Origin of the sequence: Streptomyces sp. NPDC091281, from assembly GCF_044757425.1 — a bacterium.
Lineage (GTDB): Bacteria > Actinomycetota > Actinomycetes > Streptomycetales > Streptomycetaceae > Streptomyces.
This window is the reverse complement of the sequence record NZ_JBIVUY010000004.1, coordinates 158,273-180,687: the sequence shown is the minus strand read 5'-3', so window position 1 is coordinate 180,687 and position 22,415 is coordinate 158,273. Positions and strand designations below refer to the sequence as shown.

The 22,415-nt window shown below is 68.3% G+C and carries 17 protein-coding genes; 6 read left to right on the top strand and 11 right to left on the bottom strand.

Annotated features, from left to right (window positions below; all coding sequences use genetic code 11):
- Positions 1-101 precede the first annotated feature (101 nt).
- Positions 102-1,421, top strand: a complete 1,320-nt coding sequence (locus ACIQPQ_RS12360; RefSeq protein ID WP_401302916.1) for a CHRD domain-containing protein — start codon at positions 102-104, stop codon at positions 1,419-1,421.
- Positions 1,422-1,542: 121 nt separating this feature from the next.
- Here ACIQPQ_RS12360 and ACIQPQ_RS12355 read toward each other — a convergent pair whose 3' ends face one another.
- Positions 1,543-1,779 (bottom strand): hypothetical protein, encoded by a 237-nt coding sequence (locus tag ACIQPQ_RS12355; protein ID WP_401302914.1) that lies wholly within the window; start codon positions 1,777-1,779, stop codon positions 1,543-1,545.
- A 163-nt stretch (positions 1,780-1,942) separates the two neighbouring features.
- Positions 1,943-7,906 (bottom strand): DNRLRE domain-containing protein, encoded by a 5,964-nt coding sequence (locus ACIQPQ_RS12350; RefSeq protein WP_401302913.1) that lies wholly within the window; start codon positions 7,904-7,906, stop codon positions 1,943-1,945.
- Positions 7,907-9,179: 1,273 nt separating this feature from the next.
- Here ACIQPQ_RS12350 and ACIQPQ_RS12345 point away from each other — a divergent pair.
- The 4 genes from ACIQPQ_RS12345 (at position 9,180) to ACIQPQ_RS12330 (ending at position 16,409) form a co-directional block, all read left to right on the top strand.
- On the top strand, positions 9,180-11,009 hold the full coding sequence (locus ACIQPQ_RS12345) for an ABC-F family ATP-binding cassette domain-containing protein (protein WP_401302912.1): 1,830 nt from the start codon (positions 9,180-9,182) through the stop codon (positions 11,007-11,009).
- A 443-nt stretch (positions 11,010-11,452) separates the two neighbouring features.
- Positions 11,453-13,267 carry a PQQ-binding-like beta-propeller repeat protein gene (locus ACIQPQ_RS12340; RefSeq protein ID WP_401302910.1) on the top strand — a complete coding sequence of 605 codons (1,815 nt, stop codon included), beginning with the start codon at positions 11,453-11,455 and terminating at the stop codon, positions 13,265-13,267.
- A gap of 82 nt (positions 13,268-13,349) precedes the next feature.
- Positions 13,350-15,446, top strand: a complete 2,097-nt coding sequence (locus ACIQPQ_RS12335) for a PQQ-binding-like beta-propeller repeat protein (protein ID WP_401302908.1) — start codon at positions 13,350-13,352, stop codon at positions 15,444-15,446.
- 273 nt (positions 15,447-15,719) lie between these two features.
- Entirely contained in the window at positions 15,720-16,409 is a 690-nt protein-coding gene (locus ACIQPQ_RS12330; RefSeq protein ID WP_401302906.1) for a LuxR C-terminal-related transcriptional regulator, read from the top strand.
- Between the two features lie 39 nt (positions 16,410-16,448).
- Here the strand turns inward: ACIQPQ_RS12330 and ACIQPQ_RS12325 are convergent, their stop codons facing one another.
- The 4 genes from ACIQPQ_RS12325 to ACIQPQ_RS12310 form a co-directional block, all read right to left on the bottom strand.
- Positions 16,449-17,078 carry a hypothetical protein gene (locus ACIQPQ_RS12325; protein WP_401302904.1) on the bottom strand — a complete coding sequence of 210 codons (630 nt, stop codon included), beginning with the start codon at positions 17,076-17,078 and terminating at the stop codon, positions 16,449-16,451.
- A gap of 352 nt (positions 17,079-17,430) precedes the next feature.
- Entirely contained in the window at positions 17,431-17,796 is a 366-nt protein-coding gene (locus tag ACIQPQ_RS12320; protein WP_401302903.1) for a hypothetical protein, read from the bottom strand.
- Positions 17,797-17,876: 80 nt separating this feature from the next.
- A complete protein-coding gene (locus tag ACIQPQ_RS12315) occupies positions 17,877-18,716 on the bottom strand; it encodes a helix-turn-helix domain-containing protein (protein WP_401302902.1) in 840 nt (279 codons plus the stop codon).
- Positions 18,717-18,784: 68 nt separating this feature from the next.
- Positions 18,785-19,345 carry a DUF6879 family protein gene (locus ACIQPQ_RS12310; protein WP_401302900.1) on the bottom strand — a complete coding sequence of 187 codons (561 nt, stop codon included), beginning with the start codon at positions 19,343-19,345 and terminating at the stop codon, positions 18,785-18,787.
- Between the two features lie 407 nt (positions 19,346-19,752).
- Between ACIQPQ_RS12310 and ACIQPQ_RS12305 the strand changes: the two genes are divergently transcribed.
- Complete coding sequence (locus ACIQPQ_RS12305; protein ID WP_401302898.1) at positions 19,753-20,091, top strand: inner-membrane translocator; 339 nt, start codon at positions 19,753-19,755, stop codon at positions 20,089-20,091.
- Between the two features lie 11 nt (positions 20,092-20,102).
- Here the strand turns inward: ACIQPQ_RS12305 and ACIQPQ_RS12300 are convergent, their stop codons facing one another.
- Genes ACIQPQ_RS12300 through ACIQPQ_RS12280 form a run of 5 tightly spaced genes read right to left on the bottom strand, consistent with a single transcriptional unit; the run spans position 20,103 to position 22,232 of the window.
- On the bottom strand, positions 20,103-20,723 hold the full coding sequence (locus ACIQPQ_RS12300) for a DUF4291 domain-containing protein (protein WP_401302896.1): 621 nt from the start codon (positions 20,721-20,723) through the stop codon (positions 20,103-20,105).
- A gap of 40 nt (positions 20,724-20,763) precedes the next feature.
- Positions 20,764-20,964, bottom strand: a complete 201-nt coding sequence (locus tag ACIQPQ_RS12295; RefSeq protein WP_401302894.1) for a DUF397 domain-containing protein — start codon at positions 20,962-20,964, stop codon at positions 20,764-20,766.
- A gap of 4 nt (positions 20,965-20,968) precedes the next feature.
- A complete protein-coding gene (locus tag ACIQPQ_RS12290; RefSeq protein ID WP_401302892.1) occupies positions 20,969-21,166 on the bottom strand; it encodes a DUF397 domain-containing protein in 198 nt (65 codons plus the stop codon).
- A complete protein-coding gene (locus ACIQPQ_RS12285) occupies positions 21,163-21,372 on the bottom strand; it encodes a DUF397 domain-containing protein (RefSeq protein WP_383773083.1) in 210 nt (69 codons plus the stop codon). The genes ACIQPQ_RS12290 and ACIQPQ_RS12285 overlap by 4 nt, the downstream gene beginning before the upstream one ends.
- An 8-nt stretch (positions 21,373-21,380) precedes the next feature.
- A complete protein-coding gene (locus tag ACIQPQ_RS12280; protein ID WP_383773081.1) occupies positions 21,381-22,232 on the bottom strand; it encodes a helix-turn-helix domain-containing protein in 852 nt (283 codons plus the stop codon).
- Positions 22,233-22,415 lie beyond the last annotated feature (183 nt).

Sequence of the window (22,415 nt, the reverse complement as noted above, 5' to 3'; positions counted from 1 at the left end):
ATTCCTCCTGGCACCCGCACATGAATTCCCTCGGCACGCTCCGGACCTTCCGTATTCCCCTTCTTCCTCTGCTTCCCCTTTTCCGACAGGAGTCGAAAGAAATGCGTCAGCACACAGCACGCGGCCGGATCATCTCCTTCTCCGCGGCGGCCGCCCTCGCCCTCCTCGCCGCCTCTCCCGCCGCCGCCCACGGCGGGACGGGCACCGCGCACGGCGACGGCCACGGCGGTGGCCACGACGCCCAGGGCACCGTCACCTCCGTGGAGCGGCAGCAGGTGAAGCCCGCGCAGGGCAAGCCCACCTTCCTGCGGGCCCGGCTCTCCGGCGACCAGGAGGTACCGGCCCCCGGTCAGTCGCATGCGGGTGACGCCGACGGCTCCGGCGAGGCGCTGGTCGAGGTCAAGGGCGACCGGGTCATCTTCTCCCTGCGCTGGAACGGCATCGGCGCCCCGACCCTGGGCCACATCCACCAGGGCCGGGCGGGCACCAACGGTGACGTGAAGGTGGGCCTGTTCACCACGCCGATGCCGGTCACGGTCAGCAAGGCGGTCGGCGCGGTCTCGGTGACCGACAAGGCCCTCGCGCAGAAGCTGCGGACCGACCCGTCCGGTTTCTACGTCAACCTGCACGACGCGGCGAACCCGGCGGGCGCGATCCGCGGGCAGCTGAAGCCGCTGCGCGGGCTCGCCAACCCGCTGGGCATCAGCCGTGAGTCGGGGCTGGCGGCGATCATGAGCGGCGGCCAGGAGGTCCCCAACGGCGACGCCTCCAAGGTCGGTGACCCCGACGGCGCCGCGGTGGCCTTCCAGCGGCCCAAGGGCACCCAGGTCGGCTACAACCTGACCTGGGTCAACCTCACCCCGCCCACCCTGGCCCACCTCCACAAGGGCCGCTTCGGGCAGAACGGCCCCGTCCAGGTCCCGCTGTTCGCCACCGCGATCCCGCAGAACATCTTCTCCGTCGCCGGCACGGCCGTGAACCAGGACCCCGCCGTCGTCCAGCGCATCAAGCAGAACCCCGGCAACTACTACGCCAACCTCCACACCGCCGACAAGCCCGACGGCGCCGTCCGCGGCCAGCTCTTCGGCAAGGGCACCGCCCCCGACAACCAGAACAACGACCAGAACCAGGGCGACGACCAGAACCAGAACACCACCCCGCCCGCCACCCCGGCGGCCCCCGCCAAGAGCGTCACGGTCTCCCAGGACGTGAACTTCGGTGACCCGTCCGAGGGCCTGACCCCGAGCAACGGCCAGACCTGCCAGAACACCCGCTTCGGCCGCCTGTCCGTCCAGACCACCGGCCCGGTGAAGATCTGGGAGGGCAAGGACTGCACCGGCAAGGTCACCACCATCAGCTCCAACGTCGCCGACGTCCGCACCCTCGGCCTCGAAGGCATCGGCTCGGTCCGCTTCCTCTGACCGGCCACCGCGCCTGAGGACGCCCTTCGGACGAAGAGCGCCGACCGGCCGCCAACCCCTACAGCCACTGCGCGCGGATCGTCCACCGATCCGCGCGCACTGGTGCCTAACCGCGGGGCGGTCACCCGGTCCGCTCGTCCCCCGTCGCGAAGAACCGCTCAACGTACGTATCCGGCGCCAGCTCGCTCTCCCGCATGAGGGAGAAGACCTCGGCTCCCTCGCCCGGAGCCCCGTCGATGCGGAACGCCTCCGCGAAGTCCACGTACTCCACATCTTCGAGCGCTTCTACGTACTCGCGCGCCTCGGTTTCCGCACAGGCGATCGCCTCGTCCGGCGAATGGGCGGTCCACAGCGTCACCCGCTCTTCGTATACGCCGAGGGAGAGATGCCGAAAAACACATCGCACGCCATACCAGGAGAAATTATGCATGAGAACTTCATCTTCTTTCGTGTTTTCCAGTGTCCGAGGTGGGAGGCCTCTAGACCCCCCACCTCTCAAGGGGTCTCGATTGTGCGCTCTATTACGACAGCGCCCAGATGACGGCGGCCACGATGCCCACCTCCCAGAAGACGACGAGGGTGACTACGAGGGCGATGATGAAGACCCAAAGCCCCAGATCCTTCAGCACGACGCGCAGGCTGTCCGACTGCGAGCGGTTCTTACGCGCGTTACGGCTCCCCGCGTACTTCTCGGCCTGCTCAAGCTTCTTCTTAGCCGAGTTGTATGCCTTGCGGTCGTAGGGCCGCCCGTTCGCCTTGTCGTCGAGGGCTTCCTTCTCCTTATGGCTCAGCGAGGCGGGCTTCCTCGTGGCCCTTCCATTCAGGTCAAGCCGGTTGACAGGGTCGGCCGGATAGACATAAGCGTCGTCGTTGCCGCCCGCCACGGGGTCGACGGACAGGAATCGGCCCAGGGTGGGGTCGTACAGTCGTTGTCCCATCAGGACGGCCCCGGTGGTGGAGTCCGCAGAACGCTGTGCGGTGCCGAGCCATCCGTAGCGAGCAGCGGCCGTATCACCTTCGGCGTTTCCGTACTCGTCGAAGGACTGGGCGACTGCCGCAAGTGCGCTGTCCAGCGGAAGTTGCACCGTCACGTCGCCGTGGACGTTGCTCAGCTGGAGCACTGCTGAGCCGGCACCACCTGTGGACGCGTTGAGTTGGCCCTCGATACCACGCACGTTCCGAGTGATCGCGCCACTGGAGTTCTCGGCGGTCCAGCTCGGGCTGTCGTTGTCGGCGCCGTAGTGATTGGTCTTGGACGCGGTCTGGGTCCAGGAACCGGTGCTGTTCGATTCGGTGATCCAGCTTGCGAGGCGCCCTATCGCGTCTACGTTCCAGGTCTGTCGGCTGATGCCGGAGGTCTGCTGGCGGACGAGGTCGTTTGTGTAGTAGCCGATGGTGGAGCCAGAGGCCTGGGTGATAGTGCGGCCGAATGCGTCGTAGACCGTTCCGGATGTGGTCAGCCGGTCGGCGCTGTCGTAGGAGTACGACGTGGTGGCGGCGCCGGTCGAGCTGCAGGCCGCACCGACCTCACCCGCGGAAGCAGCGAGGACGCTGCGGTTGCTGTTGTCGTCGAACGTGTAGTCGCGGCGGGTGCAGGCTCCGCTCGGGTCGGTGTCGTCGGTCCGGGTCAGGCGGCCGGCGGCATCGTAGGTGTAGGCGCGGGTTCGGGTCTGGCCGTTGCTGTCGGTGTCCGTGACGATCTGATCCTGCACCGAATGGTCCACGGTGTCGGAGGCTACGATCGTGCCGTCGCTGTCCTGGGTGTAGACCCGGGATGTCTCGGCGCCGGTCTCGTCCTCGGCGACGGTCAGGGTGTAGCCGCCGGGCAGGGATTCGGTGGCGAGGTTGCCGTCCGCGTCGTAGGTGGCGGCAAAGGTGCCGGCGACGGAGTCGACCCGGGAGGTCTCCAGGCCTCGGGGATCTTTGGTGATGTCGTAGGCGTAGGTGGTGGTAGATGGGGCAGAGTCGGTGGTCTTCACCGGTCGGCCGAGTGCGTCGTACTGCGTACTGGCCGTGTTGCCGGCGCCGTCGTTGTAGGCGATCTCCCGTCCGAGCCTGTCGTAGGTGTGGGTGATGGTCTGCCCGTTGGACGTGACCGTGGCCACGTCACCGCTGTCGGTGTCGTACGTGGTGGTCGTGTCCGGTACGGCGGTGCCGATACCGCCACTGACGGCGGCGGTCTGGACGCGGCCCGCACCGTCGTAGGTGTTGGTCGTGGTGCGTGTGACGGAGTTGGCAGTCTCGGTGGTCTTGGCGGCGTTGCCCCAGCGGTCGTATTCGGTGGTCTTGGTCGGCAGCTGAGTGGGGTTGGAGCCGCCGCCGGTGATGGCGCCGGCCGGGCCGGTGGAGCAGACCAGATCGGCCCATTCCGGCTTGCCATGGCAGGTACCGGTGCCCGTGGCCGAGTAGTACGTGGTCACCGTGGCGCCCGCATCCGATCCGGATGACTTGGGGAGGGCGGACTTGGTGACCCTTCCCTGCGAGTCATACGAGGTGGTGGTTCTCAGCGCCAGACCGGACGGATCGGTGATGCTGGCCGTGGCCAGACCCTTGACCCAGTCGTACTGCTTGCTCGTGGTGCGCACATCGGCATCGGAAGGGTATCCATCGGCCCACGCGCCGACTGTGGTGGTCGTGACCTGGTTGACGACAGTAGCGGTGCCGTTAGTCGGCCGGTTCTCATCGTAGGTGTTGACGGTGTGTTGGCGGACAGGCCAGGAGGTCCCGGCAGGTACGTCGGTTCCGCTGGTTCCGGCTGCCAGGGCCGAGGTGAGGGTGGCCTGGTGCAGGGGGCCCTTCTCGTCCAGTAGCTGTAGACCGTCGATGGAGTAGGTGGAGACGGTGGACAACTGCGTGGCGCGGTCGGCGGTCGTGTCGCCAGCGATGTGCAGCAGGGACAGTTCTTCGTAGGCGTCACTGTTGGTGACCGAGGTCAGAGCTAGCTCGCGGTTGCCCGCGGACAATTCTCGGACGGCGTTGCCGAAGCGGTCGTATTCGGTGGTGCTGGTGTGCCCACCCGGGCTCGCGGTGTTGACCTCGCGCCCGGAGGCGTCGCTGTAGATGATGGTTGCGCGCTTGTAGTCGGAGGCCCCCAGGTTGCTGCCTGTGTTCGAGGCAGGCACGGAGGCGTCCGGGGAGACTCCGGCCGGGAAAACGGCGGTCGCGTCCGTCGGTACATCCGTCTGGCCCCAGGCTCCGACGTCTGAGGTGCCCATGGCGTTGGGTGCCTTGCCGCCGGTCAGTGGAACGTCGTAGACCACGCTGGTGGTCGCGGTTGTGCCGTCGGTGGTGCTCTTCGTGCCCGCCGTCAGGTTCGGCCGAGACGCAGACAGCAGCATGCCGTCACCCGCGGTGGCCGCGTTTCCGGCGCTGCCATAGGCGAACGTCCACGGCAGCTCACCCGGAGGAGTCAGTGTGACGACACGGCCCGCGCTGTCGTAGGTGTAGGCAGTCTTCAGCACGGGGCTGATCCGAGCGTCCCACTGCTCGCGCAGGCGACCAGAGCTGTCGTAGGCGTACTGCGACACGACCGCAGCGGTCGCCGTCGAGGCGCCCGGGTCGGTGGTCCACTCCTTGATCTGTCTGACCTGACCGGTGTAGTCACCCAGCGTGCCGGAGGTGGCGGTGGTGGAGGTTGAGTAGACGAACTCCAGCAACCGGCAGCCCGCCGTGGACGGCGCGGTGACGCAGGTGGCGGCTGAAACAGCGGATGTAGGGGCGATGACGTACTTCGGGCGGGCCAGCGTGCCGCCGACCGAGGCTATCTTTTCCGAGACCACCGTGGTCGTGGAGTTGTCGGTCGGCAGGCTGGTGGTGGACACCTGCCAGGTGGTGGCTGTCGAATCCACCTTCGTGAACGTGGTCGTCGTGCCCTCGTTGTCCTTCAGGGTGAACGAACCGGTCAGCGAGCCAGCGAGGGTCAGGTCCTCCGAGCCCGGCTCGGGCTTCCAGCCGCCTGCGGAAGTAGCGGTGAACCCCGTCTCGTCACCAGTAATATCCACGACAGCAACCGAGGTGGCCGAGGTCCGGTGTACGTCCACCCAGTTCGAGTCAGTGATCTCCGCGGTAGTGCCGGAGGTCCACTGCGGGCCGAAGATTGCCACTTGACCCTCGGCGTCCGCTCCCGAGGCCGGGCGGCGCGAGGACGCGGTCCGCGACACCGACAGATCGAAACCCGAGGCGTCTGTGCCGGACACGGTGTAGTCGCCGGTCAGCGTGTTCACCGAGCCAGGCCCGATGTTCAAGCCGGGAGCGGTACCCGCGTTGCGGTCCAAGGTGATGGTGTGAGGTTGCGAGTATGCGGTGGTGGTGCCATCGGTGAAAGCTGCCCGGATGTCGATCGGACCGTCCTGCGAGAGAGAGTTGGTGGCACTCCAAGTCAGAGGTGCGGGCGCACCGGTGATGACCGTGACCGGCCAGCCCGAGATTGCTGAGCCGTCAGAGGACTTGGTGACATCCACGTACGGGATGCTGGTCCAGGAGTCGGTCTCGCCTCGCCGATACTGATAGGTGACACCGGTGTACGTCGACTTGCCTGTCGAGGTGAGGCCGACCCGGCGGGCGACGTTGTCGCCGTTGGCCGGAGTGAGCAGGCCGACGCCGTTGCCGACACCGAACCCGTACTCCGTAGCCGTGGCAGACACGTTCCCGCCTGAGTCGATGGTTTTGGCGTACAGCTTGTGCCAGTCCTCGCCCGGCTTGATCGTGATCGTCAACGCGTCGCCGCCGTTGCCGTCTGAGGTGTCGTACACGCGGCCCGGCTCCGAAGAGTCGTCCAGGCCCCAGTAGTAACCCTGGCCATCGGACGAGGACGTATCCAGAGTGCAGGTTGCCCCACTGTCTGCCTTCGCCGTCCAGGTCTGCTCGGTGTAGGGGGCGCATGAGATGGTCGGTGCGTTGGGCTTGGCCACGTTCGGCACGAAGTAGATGTACGACGACCAGGCACCGTAGTCCGTGCCGTCGTAGCCGCGGACCCGCATCCGGAGGTGCGATGCGGCCAGTTGGCTCGCGGGCGGGATCGTCAGTTTCGCGGTGGAGCCGGAGGCGACCGAGGACGAGGTGCTCGTGTAGGAGTAGGGAGTCTCACCGCTGTACGTCGGGTCGTTGGTGATCTCGAACTGGGCCTTGACCGTGGAGCCGTCCGGGTCGGTCACCTTCGCCGACAGGGTCGGGCTGTAACTGGTCACATAGCGCTTGCCGTTATAGGCGTTGACGGCGCTCGGTGAGATCGCCAGCGAGCCGGTGATGGCGTACGAGTTGTAGGTCACGGACAGCTTGGGCGCGTACCCCGAGGTGGTGTAGTTCGCCGAACGGAATCGGCGCCAGTTCGTGGAGTCCGTCTCGTCCGAGCTGCGCAGTTGGATGCCATGGTTGGCGGCGCCGTTGGCCCAGTCCTGGACCATGCCGGTCAGCGTCCAGCCCGACCAGTTGGCCGGGCACGAGGAGCTGTAGCCCCAGTGACCGCTGTTGGTGGCCATGTTGGTTGTCGTGGTCGTAGGCTGCGCGGCCCAGGTAAGAGTTGTGGTGTTCAGGGAGGAGGTGACCCGCCTCGCCTGCGTTGAGGCGGTGCTGGAGCAGCTGGAGGAATAGTACGAATAGAGCGACATCGTCGCCGAAGTAATGTGCTTGCCGGTGAACTTCGAAGTGTCGAACTTCAGGTAAGAGCGCGCCGTGTCGGCGCCGGAGTTGTACGTGCCCGACTTCAGCTCTTGCGAGGAGACCTGCGAGTCAGGGTAGTCGGGGTTCTGCACCCAGGTATCCGTGGCCGCCGCGAGTGTCGAAGTGGGGTCGACGGTGACCGGGTAGGTCGCGGTGGCGAGGAAGTCGCTGTCCGGGGTCAGGACCAGGATCTGCGAGCCGTAGTCCGCCGTCTCGATCTTTGTCGCTACTCGCTCTTGGTGGGCAGGCTCGCCGGACGCTTCGTCCGTACTCGCGTCCCACATCATTGGCGCGGGCGCTTCGGCCACCAGATCGCCGGCGCCGTTTGCGAGTAGCAGGTGCCCGGAGTCCGCCTGCGACAGCTTCAAGCCGTCTAGATTTAGCGGAATCCGGTACGAGACCGTCTCGTTGTCCAGCCGCTGAGTGAGCCGTATGTTTTCGGAGAAGCCCTGAGCCAGCGCCGTCACGGACAGGGTCTGGCCACGGCCCAGAGCATACGAGGCCGTGCTGTCCTTGACCGTCGGGCTGGGAAGTTTGTTGTCCCAGCCCAGACCGAAGGACTCCTTCCCCTTCGTAACCGATGCCAGATCCGTGTCACCTCCGTCCGAGACCGCGATGTCAGCCGCCGCGGCGGCCGGGGTCAGATCAGCACCGGTGTCGGACAGCGAGGTGTCGATGTCCTTCCAAGCGCCATCCTGCTTGACTCGCACCGGACCGGCGTACGTCTCGGTTTCCAGCTCGCCGCTGGGTAGTGCGTATGTTGTCGAATCGGCTGTCCGGGCCGAGCGCATCTCGATCTTCCGGCCTTGGAGACGAGCGATCAGCACCGCCGATGCCTCGTTCTGTGCCTGAGCCGGTCCGGATGCGGTAGCTGTGACGGCCTGAGGCGCGGTAGCCATGGTTGTGTCTGCGGCGAACGCAAGTCCGGTGCTCTGTGACACCAATGCCACTTCTGCGGCCATTGCCAGGACAAGGCCAATAGCCATCCGTGGAAGCCGACGGGACTGCGGTGGTCGGCGTCGGAATCCTGACCCCCACCGGGTCACTTGTCTGTGCGGCATGGTCAAGCCCCTCCCAAAATCTGGCCTGCGCATCATCGATCGAACGGCTCATATATGCAGATCAGCTGCGAGGCAGGGTTGGGAATCCTGGAGAGTTGTTCAATAAATGGTCAAGAAGTGAAAGGTGCGACCAAGCTGCAGTAAGGGGGATTTGCCGGATAAAGGATCAATGTGACGCACCCCCGTCACCTCGCCCTACTGATCAAGGGTTACGGCAGGGTTTCTCGGCGATCTATTTTTGATCTTGAAGAATTTGCGAAGAACAAACATGCGTCGGTTGCGAGGCTGCGCTAAATATCTATGATGTCGCTTTTATGGCTCTCTAAGGTTTTTATGCGTCATGGGCGTATGGCTATGTGCATATTCGCCCTCGCTTCCTGGCTCGGCGCTGGAACAGCCGCATCTCAGGGATCCGCTTGGTGGATCGCAGGCGCAGAAGGCATACGTCTGAACTGTTTCGCCACTCATGCCTCGGGCTGTATCACTACCGAACTCATGCGTCGTCACCTGCTGTGGGCCGGGGCCGGGGCCGGGGCCGGGGCCGGGGCCCGGGCCGAGGGCCGTGTCCGCGCCGCCAAGGCTGTCAGTGCGGGCAACATGCCCATGCGCCGACGGCCCAGAACCGGATCTGGCTGGACATCGTGCAGACCGTTTGTGATCTCCCAGCCTGCGGATGCTGGGGTACCCGCACTGGCCGACGGGGCTTGCGCCGAGCGCTGCCGACTGCGGCTCCGCATCAACCGCCAGCTGGTGGTCGCCCCGCCCGCCTGACCTCGCACTGGCCCTGGACCGGTCACATTGCAGTGCTCCCGCGGCCGGCTCATCCAGGCGCTTCATGCCGGTTGGCCCGTGGGTTTCCTTTTCGTGGATATCAACATCACTCGACCCGGCTCCGTGCAGCTCAGCGTCATCCCGGCGCTTCGGCCCGTGCCGCCCTCACCTCACCGCGGCCTGGCGGTCCGCCGATTCCGTCGGCGGACCGGTACGAAATTTTCGCGGCTAGGCTGGGAGGCTGATCGACCCCCTGGGCAGGAGTGAGATGGCCGTCAATCTGGTCAATGTCGAGAACGTCAGCAAGGTGTACGGAACGCGTGCCCTCCTCGACGGTGTCTCGCTCGGTGTGTCCGAAGGGGACCGGATCGGTGTCGTCGGCCGCAACGGCGACGGGAAGACGACCCTGATCCGTATGCTCGCCAAGCTGGAGGAGGCCGACTCCGGGCGGGTCACCCACTCCGGCGGGCTCCGTCTCGGCGTGCTCACCCAGCACGACTCGCTCGACCCGGCCGCCACCGTCCGGCACGAGGTCATCCGCGACCTCGCCGACCACGAGTGGGCGGGCAACGCCAAGATCCGCGACGTGCTGACCGGCCTCTTCGGCGGCCTGGACCTGCCCGGCTTCCCGCAGGGCCTGGACACCGTGATCGGGCCGCTCTCCGGTGGCGAGCGGCGCCGTATCGCGCTGGCCAAGCTGCTCATCGACGACCAGGACCTCATCGTCCTGGACGAGCCGACCAACCACCTCGACGTCGAAGGCATCGCCTGGCTCGCCCGGCATCTGCGCGAGCGCCGCTCGGCCCTCGTCTGCGTCACCCACGACCGCTGGTTCCTCGACCAGGTCTGCACCCGCATGTGGGACGTGCAGCGCGGCGCCGTCCACGAGTACGAGGGCGGCTACTCCGACTACGTCTTCGCGCGCGCCGAGCGGGAGCGCATCGCGGCGACCGAGGAGACCAAGCGGCAGAACCTGGTCCGCAAGGAGCTGGCCTGGCTGCGGCGCGGCGCCCCCGCCCGTACGTCCAAGCCCCGCTTCCGGGTCGAGGCCGCCAACGAGCTGATCGCGGACGTGCCGCCGCCCCGCGACACCAGCGAGCTGATGAAGTTCGCGTCCTCCCGGCTCGGCAGGACCGTGTTCGACCTGGAGGACGTGACCGTCCAGGCCGGGCCGAAGGTGCTGCTCAAGCACGTCACCTGGCAGCTCGGCCCCGGCGACCGGATCGGCCTGGTCGGCGTGAACGGCGCGGGCAAGACCTCCCTGCTGCGGGCCATGGCGGAGGCCGCCCGCAGCGAGGGCGAGACCCAGCCGGCGGGCGGCCGGGTCGCCGTCGGCAAGACCGTCAAGCTGGCCTACCTCTCCCAGGAGGTCAGTGAACTCGCCCCGACCCTCAGGGTGCTGGAGGCCGTGCAGCAGGTCCGTGAGCGCGTCGACCTCGGCAAGGGCCGCGAGATGACCGCCGGGCAGCTCTGCGAGACGTTCGGCTTCGGCAAGGAGAAGCAGTGGACGCCGGTCGGCGACCTCTCCGGCGGTGAGCGCCGCCGCCTCCAGCTGCTGCGGCTGCTCATGGACGAGCCGAACGTCCTCTTCCTCGACGAGCCCACCAACGACCTCGACATCGAGACCCTCACGCAGCTGGAGGACGTCCTCGACGGCTGGCCCGGCTCGATGATCGTCATCTCCCACGACCGTTTCTTCGTGGAGCGCACCACCGACCGCGTCTTCGCCCTCCTCGGCGACGCCTCCCTGCGGATGCTGCCGCGCGGCATCGACGAGTACCTGGAGCGCCGCCGCCGCATGGAGGAGGCCGCCGCGGCGAGCGCGCCCGCCGCGCAGAAGCCCGCCCCGGCCACGGGGACCGGCGCGGACCGGCCGGAGAAGAGCGCCGCCGACCAGCGGGCCGCGAAGAAGGAACTCCAGAAGATCGAGCGCCAGTTGGACCGTGTCTCCGACAAGGAGACCAAGCTGCACGCCCGGATCGCCGAGCACGCCACCGACTTCGCCAAGGTCGCCGAACTCGACGCCGAACTGCGGACGTTGGCCGGGGAGCGCGAGGAACTGGAGATGCGCTGGCTGGAGTTGGCCGAGGACGCCTGAACCGGTCCGGGCGAGGACGCCTCGACCGATCCGGGCCGGGCCCTCTGATCGACCCCGGGCCGGGCCCGCCGGTCCGGCCTTCCGCCCTTCCGCCGACGACGCCCAGGCCCGCGTCCGCGGCGCCCCCCGGACCCTCGTCTTCGGCGCCGCCCGGACCGCCGTGGCCGAAGACGCCCCCTCGTGTCCGGCCGACGCCGCCCGATCCGCCGCACCCCCACTCCCCGGCCCCCGGAGGCGTGGGGGGCGCGTGGAGGGGGCGTGAAGGCGCGTAACAAGGGCATCACGCGCCGGTTCTCCCTTGGGAACAGCGGCCCCCGCGGCCCCGTCCGGTGTCGTACCCGGGTGATAGAAAGGGCCGTCTGAGAAGTTTCCGCGTACGACTCTGGGGCCGTCACACAACCTCGGGGCGTGGCTAGAAATCAGTGAGCGAGGGGGAGACGCTGATGACCCAGCCGCCCGATCAGCAGCCGCCACAGGGCGGGTTCGGCGCACCGCCGCCGCCCGCCGGACCGCCGCAGCAGCCGCCGCAGCCGGGCCCGTACGGCGCCCAGCCGCCGGCCGGACCCTACGGCGCCCCGGGCACGCCCGGCCCGTACGGCCCACCGCCGCAGCCGGGCCCGTACGGCAGCCCGCAGCAGCCGGGACCCTACGGCGCCCAGCCGGGACCGTACGGCCAGCCCGGTCCGTACGGCCCTCCCACCCCGCCCTACGGCGGCCAACCGGGGCAGCCGGGCCAGCCGGGGCAGGGCTACGGTTATCCGCCGCCCCAGTTCCCGGGCGCGCCCGGTGCTCCCGGCACCCCGCCGTCCGGTTCGCGCAACCCCTTCCGGGGGCGGCCCGCACTCGCGGTGGGCGCCGCGGTGGCCGCGCTGCTCGTCATCGGCGGCACCGTGTTCGCGGTGACGTCCGGTGACGACGGAGGCGGGAAGAAGAAGCCGGTCGCGGCCCCGAGCGGCGACGGCAAGGCGTCCGCGAGCGCGGATACGCCGGTCGACCCCGGCGACGGCAGCGGCGACGGTGACGGCGGTGACGACACCGAGGACTTCAACGCCGACCGCAAGTCCGGCGAGGCCAAGGTGCTCTGGTACAAGGAGGCGCCCGACGCCCCCGCCTCCGGCGCCGACGCCCCCGGCATGTGGGTCACCGCGAAGACGGCGGTGAAGGCGGCGTACAAGGAGGTCGTCGGGTACGGGGTCGCGGACGGCAAGCCCGCCTTCGACCCGATCGCGCTGCCGCAGAAGGTGTGCGCGGTCACCCCGGAGAAGACGGCCGACGACAAGGTCGTCGTCGCCTACATGAACGGCACCAGCGACCGCGCCAAGTGCAACCAGCTCCAGCAGATCGACCTGGACACCGGCGCCAAGGGCTGGACCGCGACGGTCGCCGACGGCGGGCTCTTCGACAGCGCGCTCTCCGTCGAACTCTCCGTCACCGGTACGACGTTGATGGTCGGCCGCTCGCAGTCGGGCACCGCGTACGACGTGCGGACCGGTAAGAAGCTGTGGGACAAGGAGAAGTACGGCGACGCCTGCTTCCCGACCGCCTTCGCGGGCGGCGCCAAGCTGATCTCGGTCGCCTCCTGCGGCGCGGGCGGCGCCAACGCGCACGACGAACTCCAGGAGTTGGACCCGGCGACCGGGAAGACCCGCTGGACCCAGAAGTTCGACAAGGGCTGGACCGTCGCGCGGACCTACTCGGTCGACCCGCTGGTGGTCTACAGCACCAACAAGGACAAGAACGCCTGGAACATCGCGGCGTTCAAGCCGGGCGGCGGGTTCCGCTCGCAGGTCGCGGTCGACGAGGACTTCGCGCCGCAGTGCGGCTGGGCGGTCCTCCAGCGCGACCTGACCGGCTGCGGGGGCGTCGCCGTCGGCGGCGACACCCTCTACCTGCCGACCGAGGCGACCACCGGGGCCAACGAGGTCGTCGCCCTCGACCTCGCCACCGGCAAGGAGAAGTGGCGGGTCAAGTCCCCGACCGACGCGTCGATGCTGCCGATGGACGTCCAGGACGGCAAGCTCGTCGCCTACGTCCAGCCGTCGTACGACGGCGCGGGCCGCGTCGTGTCCGTGCCCACCACCGGGTCCGCGCACCAGCCGACCACGCTGCTCCAGCTCCCCGAGGGCACGCTGTCGTTGGAGCGCAGCTTCTTCTCGCGCGACGTCGCCTGGGTGGACGGCCGCTTCTACATCTCCTCCACCCGGCTCACGGGCAACGACGAGGCGAAGGAGAAGCTGATGCTCGCCTACGGCAAGTGAGGCGGTCGTCCCCGCTGTCTCCCCTCCCCGCCCGTCTCCCCGTCCCCCCTCTTCCTGAGCGCTCTTCCGAGGTATTCACACCATGACCCAGTCGCCGCCGCCCCCGCCGGGCACCCCCGAGGACCGGCCCCCGCAGGACACGCCGCCCCAGGACACCCCGCCGCAGGGCGCCGCCCCGCAGGACACGCCCCCGCGGGACACCCCGCCGCAGGGCGCCGCTCCGGAGGGCGAGCCCTCCACCGGGGCCACCCCGCCCCCACCGCCCGGTTTCGGCCCGCCCCCGCCCCCGCAGGGCACCCCGGACCAGCCCGCGGCCCCCGCCACGCCCCCGGCCCAGGCCCCGAGCCTGGACAAGGCCGCACCCCCGGCGACACCACCGGCCGCACCCCCCGCGGCTCCCCCCGCGCCCCCGACCCCGCCCGCCCCGAGCTACGGCTACCCCCAGTCCGCCGGTGCCCCCCAGCCGCCCCAGACCCCGCCGCCCCCCGGCTACGGCTACCCGGGCCAGCCCGGCGCGCCGGTCCCGCCCGGCACCCCGAACCCCGGCACCCCCAACCCGTACGGCGCCCCGCAGCAGCCGTACGGCGCCCCGCAGCCGGGCTACGGCTACCCGACCGCGCCGTACCCCCAGCAGGGCCACCCGCAGCAGGGCTATCCCGGCTATCCGGGCCAGCCGACCGTGCCGATGCCGCCGCAGGCCCCCGCCGGGCGGCGCGGCATCAACGCCCCGGTGGCGATCGTGCTGGCCGCGGTCGTCGCGATCGCGCTGATCGTCGGCGCGGGCGTCCTCTACGCGGGCTCCGACGACGGCGACGGCGGCGGCGGCAAGAAGAACGACACCGCCAGCTCCAGCGGCACCAAGGGCGGCACCGACGACGGCGACGGCAAGGGCACCGGCGGCACCCCGGCCGGCGGCACCGAGAAGGCGCCCGCCGACCCGGCGTCGAAGCTGCTGTTCCAGATCCCGTCGCCGAAGGTCGCCAAGGACGACAGCGTCGTCGTGAGCGGCTCATGGCTGACGGAGAAGACGTACGTGAAGGCGGGCGTCGCCGAGATCGCGGGCTACGACCCCGACAAGGGCACCCGCCTGTGGACGATCAAGCTGCCCGGCCCGGTGTGCACGGCGAGCAAGTACGCCACCGAGGACGGCAAGACCGCGGTGGTCTTCCAGCCGAAGATGCCCGAGAAGAACAGGTCGGCCGGGTGCAGCCAGGTCGCCGCGATCGACCTCGACGCCGGCAAGCAGCTGTGGACGAAGACCTCCGCGGCCGGTGACTACCCGATCACCTTCGACAACGTCACCGTCAGCGGCACGACGGTCGCCCTGGGCGCCACCGAGGGCGGCTCCGCCTTCGACATCAACACCGGCAAGTCCCTGTGGTCGCCGAAGCAGGCCGACACCTGCTACGACGCCGGGTACGGCGGCGGCCCCAAGCTGGTCGCGATCCGCAAGTGCGGCCCGTACGACGCGCGGCAGCTCCAGATCCAGACCATCGACCCGGTCTCCGGGAAGGTGCTCTCCGAGTACAAGATGACCAGCGGCATCGAGTACGCGGCGATCGTGTCGACCGACCCGCTGGTGGTGGCCGCCGACGTCGGCGACAGCGCCGGGGACGGCAGCGGCATCTCCGACTTCTTCTCGATCGACAACAAGACCGGCAAGCTCAAGGCCCGGCTGAGCGCGCCCGGCGACCAGTTCGCGGCCCGCTGCGACGGCATCACGAAGATCGAGCAGTGCTCGGGCCTCGCCGTCGGCGCCGACCGGCTCTACATCCCGACCGAGGAGCACGACGGGGGCGGCGATTACAGCCGTACCAACGAGATCGTCTCGTTCGACCTGAACACCGGCAAGCAGACCGGCCAGCGCGCGGACGCGGGCGACGGCTACGAACTGGTGCCGCTGCGCATGGACGGCAAGAACGTCATCGCCTACAAGCGGGCGCCGTACGACGAGGGCGGCCAGATCGTCAGCGTCGACGGCGGTTCGTTCAAGCAGACCAAGCTGCTCCAGAACCCGTCCACCCAGTCGGTACGGGACGCGGAGAGCCGCATGCTCCCCGAGTACTCGGAGCTGATCTTCGCCCGCGGCCACCTCTACATGGCGGCCGTGTACGCGGACTCCAGCGGCGCCGCCGACGAGAAGGAGTACCTGGCACTGGCGTTCGGCACCACCGGCTGACACCCCGGCCCCGCCGCACCCCTGTGGCCCCGCCCCAGCTCAGGAGCGGGGCCACACGCATACGTTCCTTTATCTCGCGCAAGCACTCATTCCCCCTATCCGGGACACTTCTCGCCGGTAGGGGGAGCGCGAGGTCGAACAAGCGTGTAGCTTCCGGGGGCATGAGGAACGGGGTGCCGGGGGGCACCCCTCGCTGGTTGGCTGTCTTTCGGCCTCCGCCGGTCTGGGGCGGTGCGCGACTGGGCAGCCATGGGGGGACTGGGGGGTTGCTCGATGGGAGTGCGGCTGATGGTGGTCGACGACCACCGCCTGCTCGCCGAGGCGCTGGCCTCGGCGCTGAAGTTGCGCGGGCACCGGGTGCTCGCCGCGGCGGCGCCCGCCGCGGGCGCGGCGGAACTGGTGATCACCCGCGCCCCGGAGGTCTGCCTGCTCGGCACGGCGACCCCGGCCGAACCCGGCATGTTCGACCCGGTGGTCCGGATCAAGCGGGAACGGCCCCAGGTCGCGGTCCTGGTCCTCGGCCCGGTCCCGAGCCCGCGCGGCATCGCCGCCGCGTTCGCCGCGGGCGCCTCGGGCTACGTCCGTCACGACGAGCGCATCGAGGGCGTGGAGCGCGCCATCATGAAGGCCCGCGCGGGCGAGGCGGCCGTGGCCCCCACCCTCCTCCAGGGCGCCTTCGCCGAACTCCTCAACCCCGCCGCCCAGCCCGACGACGAGGGTCAGCGCCTGCTCCAGCTCCTCACCCCGCGCGAGATCGAGGTGCTGGTCCGCGTCGCCGACGGCGAGGACACCCGCCTCATCGCGGCAGGCATGGGCATCGCCCCCTCCACGGCCCGCACCCACGTCCAGCGCGTCCTGATGAAACTCGGCGTCGGCTCCCGCCTGGAAGCGGCCGCCCTGGCCGCCCGCACCGGCCTGCTGGACCGCGCGGGGGCGCTGCCGCGGGGTGGGGCGGAGAGCTGAGATCCTCTCCCGAGGCGGAGGACGGCCCACGAGGACCACTCAGCCGGCGGCGGACCGGGACTGTGCTTCCCGGAGGCTGTCGGCCTGCGCCTTCAGCGGGTCCGGATAGAGCGTCGGTACGAAGGCCCGCTGCCGCGCGGCCGAGAGCCGGCTCCCCAGGCTGATGTCCGCCACCTCGGTGAGGGTGGCGTCACCGGCCCGCAGCGTCGTGACGAGGGTGTGGGTGTCCGCCGCGAACCCGTCGATCTCGCTGTGCCAGCGCATCCGGAAACTCACCGCGTCGTAGCCCGCCACCGTCGGCTCCGTCACCTCCTCGACCTGCGTGGTCACGCGATCCCCACGGGAGCTGACGAAGGAGGTCGACGCGCAGGAAGCGAGGGCTTTCCCGACGGATGCGACGAAGGCGTCCGCCTGTCCGGGACCGAGACTGGCGAAGGTCAGGAACCTGGTCTCCAGGGCGGTGTCGGAGTGCGATATCGACAGCGACGCGGAGGCCACGGCTCGGTCGGGGCCACCGGCACGCGCCTCCCAGAGCGGACGGCACACCTCGGGCTCGGCGTCCGCGCCCCACGTGCTGCCACCGGTCCGCAGCGTCGGCGTCCCCACGATCCGGAACCCCGGAGCGGACGCCTCCGTGGGCAGCGCGGCAGCCAACTCCTGCGCACTCAACGGCCGCACCGCCTTCGCCGACGCGGCACCGGACGACTCCCCGCCCCGCGCCTTCGCACCCCCCTCGGCCGGCGAACACCCCCCGACCAGCACCACCACAGCACCGGCAGCGACCGCGGGCAGCAAGAAGCGGCCCCGGTTGAACAACATGCAGACCCCCGTCGCATCGACCCGAATGCGGGGAGTCTAGGCGCTGATCTTGGAAGCACCGCGCGAATATCCGCGCCAACTCCCGCTGGTGGGGCGGACTTCGGCCACCGGGCCGGGCGGGCCGCGAGACCGGCGGCCGGGCGCCAGTGATCGCAGCAGCTCGGGTTGGCCACGGTACCCGTTGCACCAGATGGCGCGGTGGTCATCCGAAGGCCTCAGCGGGCAGCTCCGGCTCTTCCTCGCCGTCGCCTTGATCGTCGTCGGCAGGGCTGATTCCCAGACGATCACCACGGCTCTCGGCGACGCGTAAGGCGTCCCCCAGGCACTCCGTCAACTGCCGTGTGAGATAACGAATTTCGGGTTCGGTGGCACGGGGGTTGGTCAGGAGTGCCTGGGCGTGGACAAGGACCCGCTGCCCGATGCCGAGTTGCGCCGCTTCCATGTCGTCCGCGAGACGGCTGAGCACACCCCCGGCATCGTCGCTCTGAAGCAGACATCTCTTGCCGTCTTTCGTCTTCCACGGCAACACACGAACCACGTTCCGCGTGCCGATTTCCCGCTCTCCCACGACTTTCCCTCCGTCTTCTCCGTGTGGCACCCAAGGTAAAGGAGGGTTCGGCAGGGACTCAGAATAATTCCTGTTGTCGCCTAAAGATCACGCAGGAGAGACCGCGCCCGCGCGGCCAGATAGTTGCGGGCTTCGTCCTCGTAGACCGCGAACCCGGCATACATGTCGAAGACTTCCCGATATTGGGTTACATCGCGGCCGTCTTGGAAAACTATCCGGCCTGTGAAGGTCTCGGCGGTCGCCAGGCGGTCGTCGTAGACGGTGAAGGGGTTCAACGGCCCGCGCGGAATGGTGACTCCGTCGAGGAGTATGCCCATCCTGATATTGGGCAGCCGTGAAAGTGACGTGAGTCTGTCAATTTGAACGGTCATCGCTGATGCGGGAACGATGAGCCACCTGACCGCCTGTTCGGTGAGCAGAAAGGTGAAACGTTTTGACGTGTCGTACAGGACGGCTTGGCGTTCCAGTTTGCGGGAAACAGTCTTGGATGTGTCCCCTGGGGAATGGGTGAGGCTTGCCTTCGCGTACTCGGGTGTGGCCAGAAGGGCGGTCAGCATGGACGGCAGGAAGTAGCGCATCTCCGTTGACTCGGATTCCAGCGCCGCTAGCTCCACTTGTCGCTTGTCAAGGCCCATGCGCCATAATGAACGCTTTTCCTGCCACTCGGTTTTGGCCAGCCCGGCTATGGCCATGACCTCTCTGACAAGCTCCGGAGGAGCCTCCAGGGCCCGCAATATGCGTTCGACGTCCATGAGTGAGGCAGTGGTCTTGCCCGTCTCGATCTTGCTGATTTTCGACTGACTCATGGCGCAACGCTTGGCGAGCCGATCCCCGGTGAGGCCAGCTCGCTTCCGCAAGTCGCGTAGAGTTTCAGCTAGGTCGGCCTTGGACCGGCCCAACCGTTCTGGCTCAAGTGTCACCCGTGCTCTTTCACATACTCGGCGTACGGCACTGCTGCGGAAAGAGTCGTACGCTTCCAGGCGCGAAACTATTCCACATCGCCTTCGTGGATTTCGCGACCGATCTGCGTTCCGTCCGGCCGGAAGTTCAGATGAACAATGGTGGACTCGTCGAAAATCCACCAATCCTGCCCGCCAACGGGAAGACCGTATTCATCGTGCGTGACGTCCAGAACGCGAATGTCTTCACTCACCGCGACATTCCCAGGGATACCCCACGCGGATTGATACCGCTGGTAGTCGGTCAGCGGGTGCCGAACAATACATATGCGCCCGATCTTCTTACCTTCTTCGAGATAGCCTTTGACGCGCGAGTGCCATTCCACGTGGTGCTCGGCGGGTTTGTCCTCACCCCGCAGGAGGCGGGCCACGTTCTCAGCTTCGCGAGGCATGATGTACGTCGGTTGGGTTTTGAAACGCCATGCGTCGTGCTGGAAGGCGTCGAAGACGTTCCGCCACTCACCATTCGAGAGCGCGCACAGCCTCCCTGAGAACGTGCTCAGGAATCTCTGCGAGCCCTTCGCTGTCCGGCACCTTGAAAGTCCCGTACGCGTCTCCCTGAACCACGAACGTGCGGCGCTCTGTGTCACACACGTTGGGCAGTCGTCGTCATCACAGTTCGCCCGTTGACCGTGCCTGTGAGACGGGTAAGGCGTTCCCTGGTCGTCACCGTGGCCCCCTGCCGGTCGGGCGCTTCCCGACTCTCAGGGACGACGCTAGGCAGGTCACGGAGACGTGTCTATGACGGGACGCGACTATTCGCGTCTTGGAATAAACGATCTTCTGCCCGCGTGCTGTCGCCAACGGCCAAGCCTCCAACGGCCACTCAAGGGGCGATCATCAGCACTCAAGAGTGGTCAGCCGTGACACGTTTGCCGAGGCTGCGGACCTTGGCGTGATCTCGGGACTCGATGGGCCCATCAAGAGTGCAGTACGCCGTGGTTGCGAGTTGACGACGGGCCGTTCGGAGGGATGTATTCCGGGCGATCGTCAAGCCATGCCCGAACTCGACGACAAGCAGTCCTCCGGCAGTGAGCGAGCCCTCACCGCAGGCTGCCTCCTGTTTCTCGTCCTGGTGGCTGACGCGGCGGCCGCACTGCTGGTCGCTATCGTGCTCGCCGTCCGGGGGCTGAACCGGATGCACTCCAGCTCCGGACAGGCAGTGCCCGGCGCGCAGCCCGTGGACTGGGCGTCCGTACTGGGCTTCGGCGCTCTGGCCCTGCTGGTTGGCGTAATCGCCGTCGTGCTGCTGCGGACAGGCCCCCAATTCGTCGGCGCGGTCCAGCTGATCGTCTGCGTCTTCCTGACATTCCACACGCTGGAGTTCTGGCTGTGACCACTATGTGGTCACAGCCCTCGGAGAATCTTCGGGGCAGCGTCCTCCTCCGGGGTCACGTGCGGCGCGGTCACCGGATAAGGGCGCTCCCGCGGCAGGAGACGCCGCGCGGCGTCCAGTTCTCCACCCCGAACGCGAGCGTGGATCTCACGCGCCAGTGGCGTGACATCGGTCAGGGAGACGATCCACTCGTCGGCGTAGCGGCGCGTGGCCTCCCCGGTGAGGCCGAGTTGCAGCGACCGGTGGGGGAGCGGCCGGAGGTGCAGATCGCGTTCGGGGTCCCACTGCACCCGGGCGGGCGCCCGCTTCACCTCGCGTCGCCACGCGTCGCGATCGCTGTGCAGCCCCCGCTCGTAGTGGGACAGGCAGGCATGCCGCAGTGGCCACTCGAAGCCCTCGCGGGCGACCTCGACGGCGAGGACGTGCTCCTGGCCTTCCTTCGTGCCCCATCCGCAGCGGTACATCATCCACAGGAACGACGGCTTGATCCACGTCATCCGGTCCCGCTTCCAGACCTCCGGGAAGCGCCCGTCCCGGGCCGCCGCCACCCCGATCGTCGGCGAGTACGCCTGGTAGACCGTGATCGTGGAGTCCGTGTGCAGGGCGCGGATCTGGTGCTTGGGGTGGGTCACCGGACCAGAGTGGTCACGGTTTCACCGGTACGCCATCGAATTACCGCGCCGAAAGCCCTTCGCGGATGCCGAGCAGGAGGTGCGCGAGGGCGGCGGGGGTGGTGGTGAGGGTCTCGACCGGGGTGTCGCTCTCGCGGAGGTGGATGTTGCCGAAGGTGGAGGCGAGTTCGACGCATGCGTTGCCCTCCGCGCCTCCGGAGAAGGTGGACTTCTGCCAGCGCGGGGTGGCTCTGGCGGCCATGGATTCACGTCCTTCGTGAGAAGTCCAGACGGATGGCGTGCAGCAGATGGCTCATCGCGGTCGGGGTTGCCGTGAGGGCCGTCTCGGGTTCGTCGCTCTCGCGGAGGTGCATCCCACAGGGTGAGGCGGCGAGTTCGACGCAGGTGTTGCCTTCGCCGCCGTCGGAGTACGTCGACTTCTGCCAGCGCAGGGTGTCAGTCATGGAGCCCCCTTCGTCTCTCGCAGAGTGCCGCTCCGTATGCCCTGGAGCAAGAGGGCAAGGGTGGTTGGCGTCATCGAGAGGGTCGCTGCGGGGGTGTCACTCTCGCGGAGCCGGATCTCGCCGGTGAAGGACGCCAGCTCCACGCAGGTGTTGCCTTCGCCGCCTCCGGAGAAGCTGGACTTCTGCCACTGAGGGGCGGCGTTCATGTGATCCCTCACAGTTCCTTGGTCAGACGGTGGATGAAGTCCCGCGACGCCGTGGCGTCCAGCGATGCCGATCTCACTCTATGGAGCAGGCGTTGCAGATGCGCAAGTTGAAGTTCGGCGTCGATGAAAGCCGTGCCGCTGGGGGTGTCCCTGAGTACCGTGTCCAGCTTGGGCACCGGGCCACCGACGTGGACCATCGAGGCGTCTGCCCCGGCGAAGTTGTCTTGGTCGAGAGGGATGACGCGCACGGCCGCGTGCCCCTCCTCGATGCGATGCAGAATCTGCCGGAGCTGAGCCAGGGAGACGCCACGGTCGGCCACGCGCAGGCGGAGGGCGAACTCGTGCACGATCGTCTCGTACGGCGTCGGAGCGTCGGCTTCGATGATGGCGTGCCGCCGCATCCGGTGCTCCACCCGTGGCGTCAGCTCGCTCTCGGGCAGCTCAGGCCGCACGTAGCGGAACACCGCCCGCGCGTAGTCAGGGGTCTGCAACAGCCCAGGTACGTAGGCGATGGAGATCTCTCGTAGGAACGTCGCGTGGTGCTCGGCCTCCGCGACATCCAGGTTCACCTGGGGCAGCACTCCCCGGTAGTCGTCCCACCAGCCCCGTACACGGTCGCCCGCCATGTCGGCGAGGGCGTCGATCAGGTCATCGTCCGTGCAGCCGTAGTGCGTACCGAGGCGGCGGATGCGTTCGGCGCTGACTGCCGCGATTCCGGCCTCGATCTGGCTCATCTGCGTCGACGTGGAGTCGAGGAACGCCGCCACTTCCCGAGCCTTCAGCCCCGCTGCCTCCCGCAGCTTGCGCAGTTCCGCCCCGAGCCGCATCTGCCGCGCGGTGGGATGGCTTCTCGGGGCCATGCCAGCTCCTCAACACCCGACGATTCGTGCCTCGTTCGGGTGTCAGATTACGGCAACGGGTTGCATGGGAATAATTTGTTGCCCTACCGTCGGTGATGCGAGCCTCACTCTGCGGAAGCGCACCGCTTCGTCCTGCCAGGACGCCCGCGGCACTGCCACCGCGCCCTCAACCCCTCACCCCAC

Coding starts and splice junctions, on each gene's coding strand:
- ACIQPQ_RS12360 (WP_401302916.1), top strand. CDS start 102: ATGCGTCAGCACACAGCACGCGGCCGGATCATCTCCTTCTCCGCGGCG.
- ACIQPQ_RS12345 (WP_401302912.1), top strand. CDS start 9,180: ATGGCCGTCAATCTGGTCAATGTCGAGAACGTCAGCAAGGTGTACGGA.
- ACIQPQ_RS12340 (WP_401302910.1), top strand. CDS start 11,453: ATGACCCAGCCGCCCGATCAGCAGCCGCCACAGGGCGGGTTCGGCGCA.
- ACIQPQ_RS12335 (WP_401302908.1), top strand. CDS start 13,350: ATGACCCAGTCGCCGCCGCCCCCGCCGGGCACCCCCGAGGACCGGCCC.
- ACIQPQ_RS12330 (WP_401302906.1), top strand. CDS start 15,720: ATGGGAGTGCGGCTGATGGTGGTCGACGACCACCGCCTGCTCGCCGAG.
- ACIQPQ_RS12305 (WP_401302898.1), top strand. CDS start 19,753: ATGCCCGAACTCGACGACAAGCAGTCCTCCGGCAGTGAGCGAGCCCTC.
- ACIQPQ_RS12295 (WP_401302894.1), bottom strand. CDS start 20,964: ATGGCCGCCAGAGCCACCCCGCGCTGGCAGAAGTCCACCTTCTCCGGA.
- ACIQPQ_RS12290 (WP_401302892.1), bottom strand. CDS start 21,166: ATGACTGACACCCTGCGCTGGCAGAAGTCGACGTACTCCGACGGCGGC.
- ACIQPQ_RS12285 (WP_383773083.1), bottom strand. CDS start 21,372: ATGAACGCCGCCCCTCAGTGGCAGAAGTCCAGCTTCTCCGGAGGCGGC.
- ACIQPQ_RS12280 (WP_383773081.1), bottom strand. CDS start 22,232: ATGGCCCCGAGAAGCCATCCCACCGCGCGGCAGATGCGGCTCGGGGCG.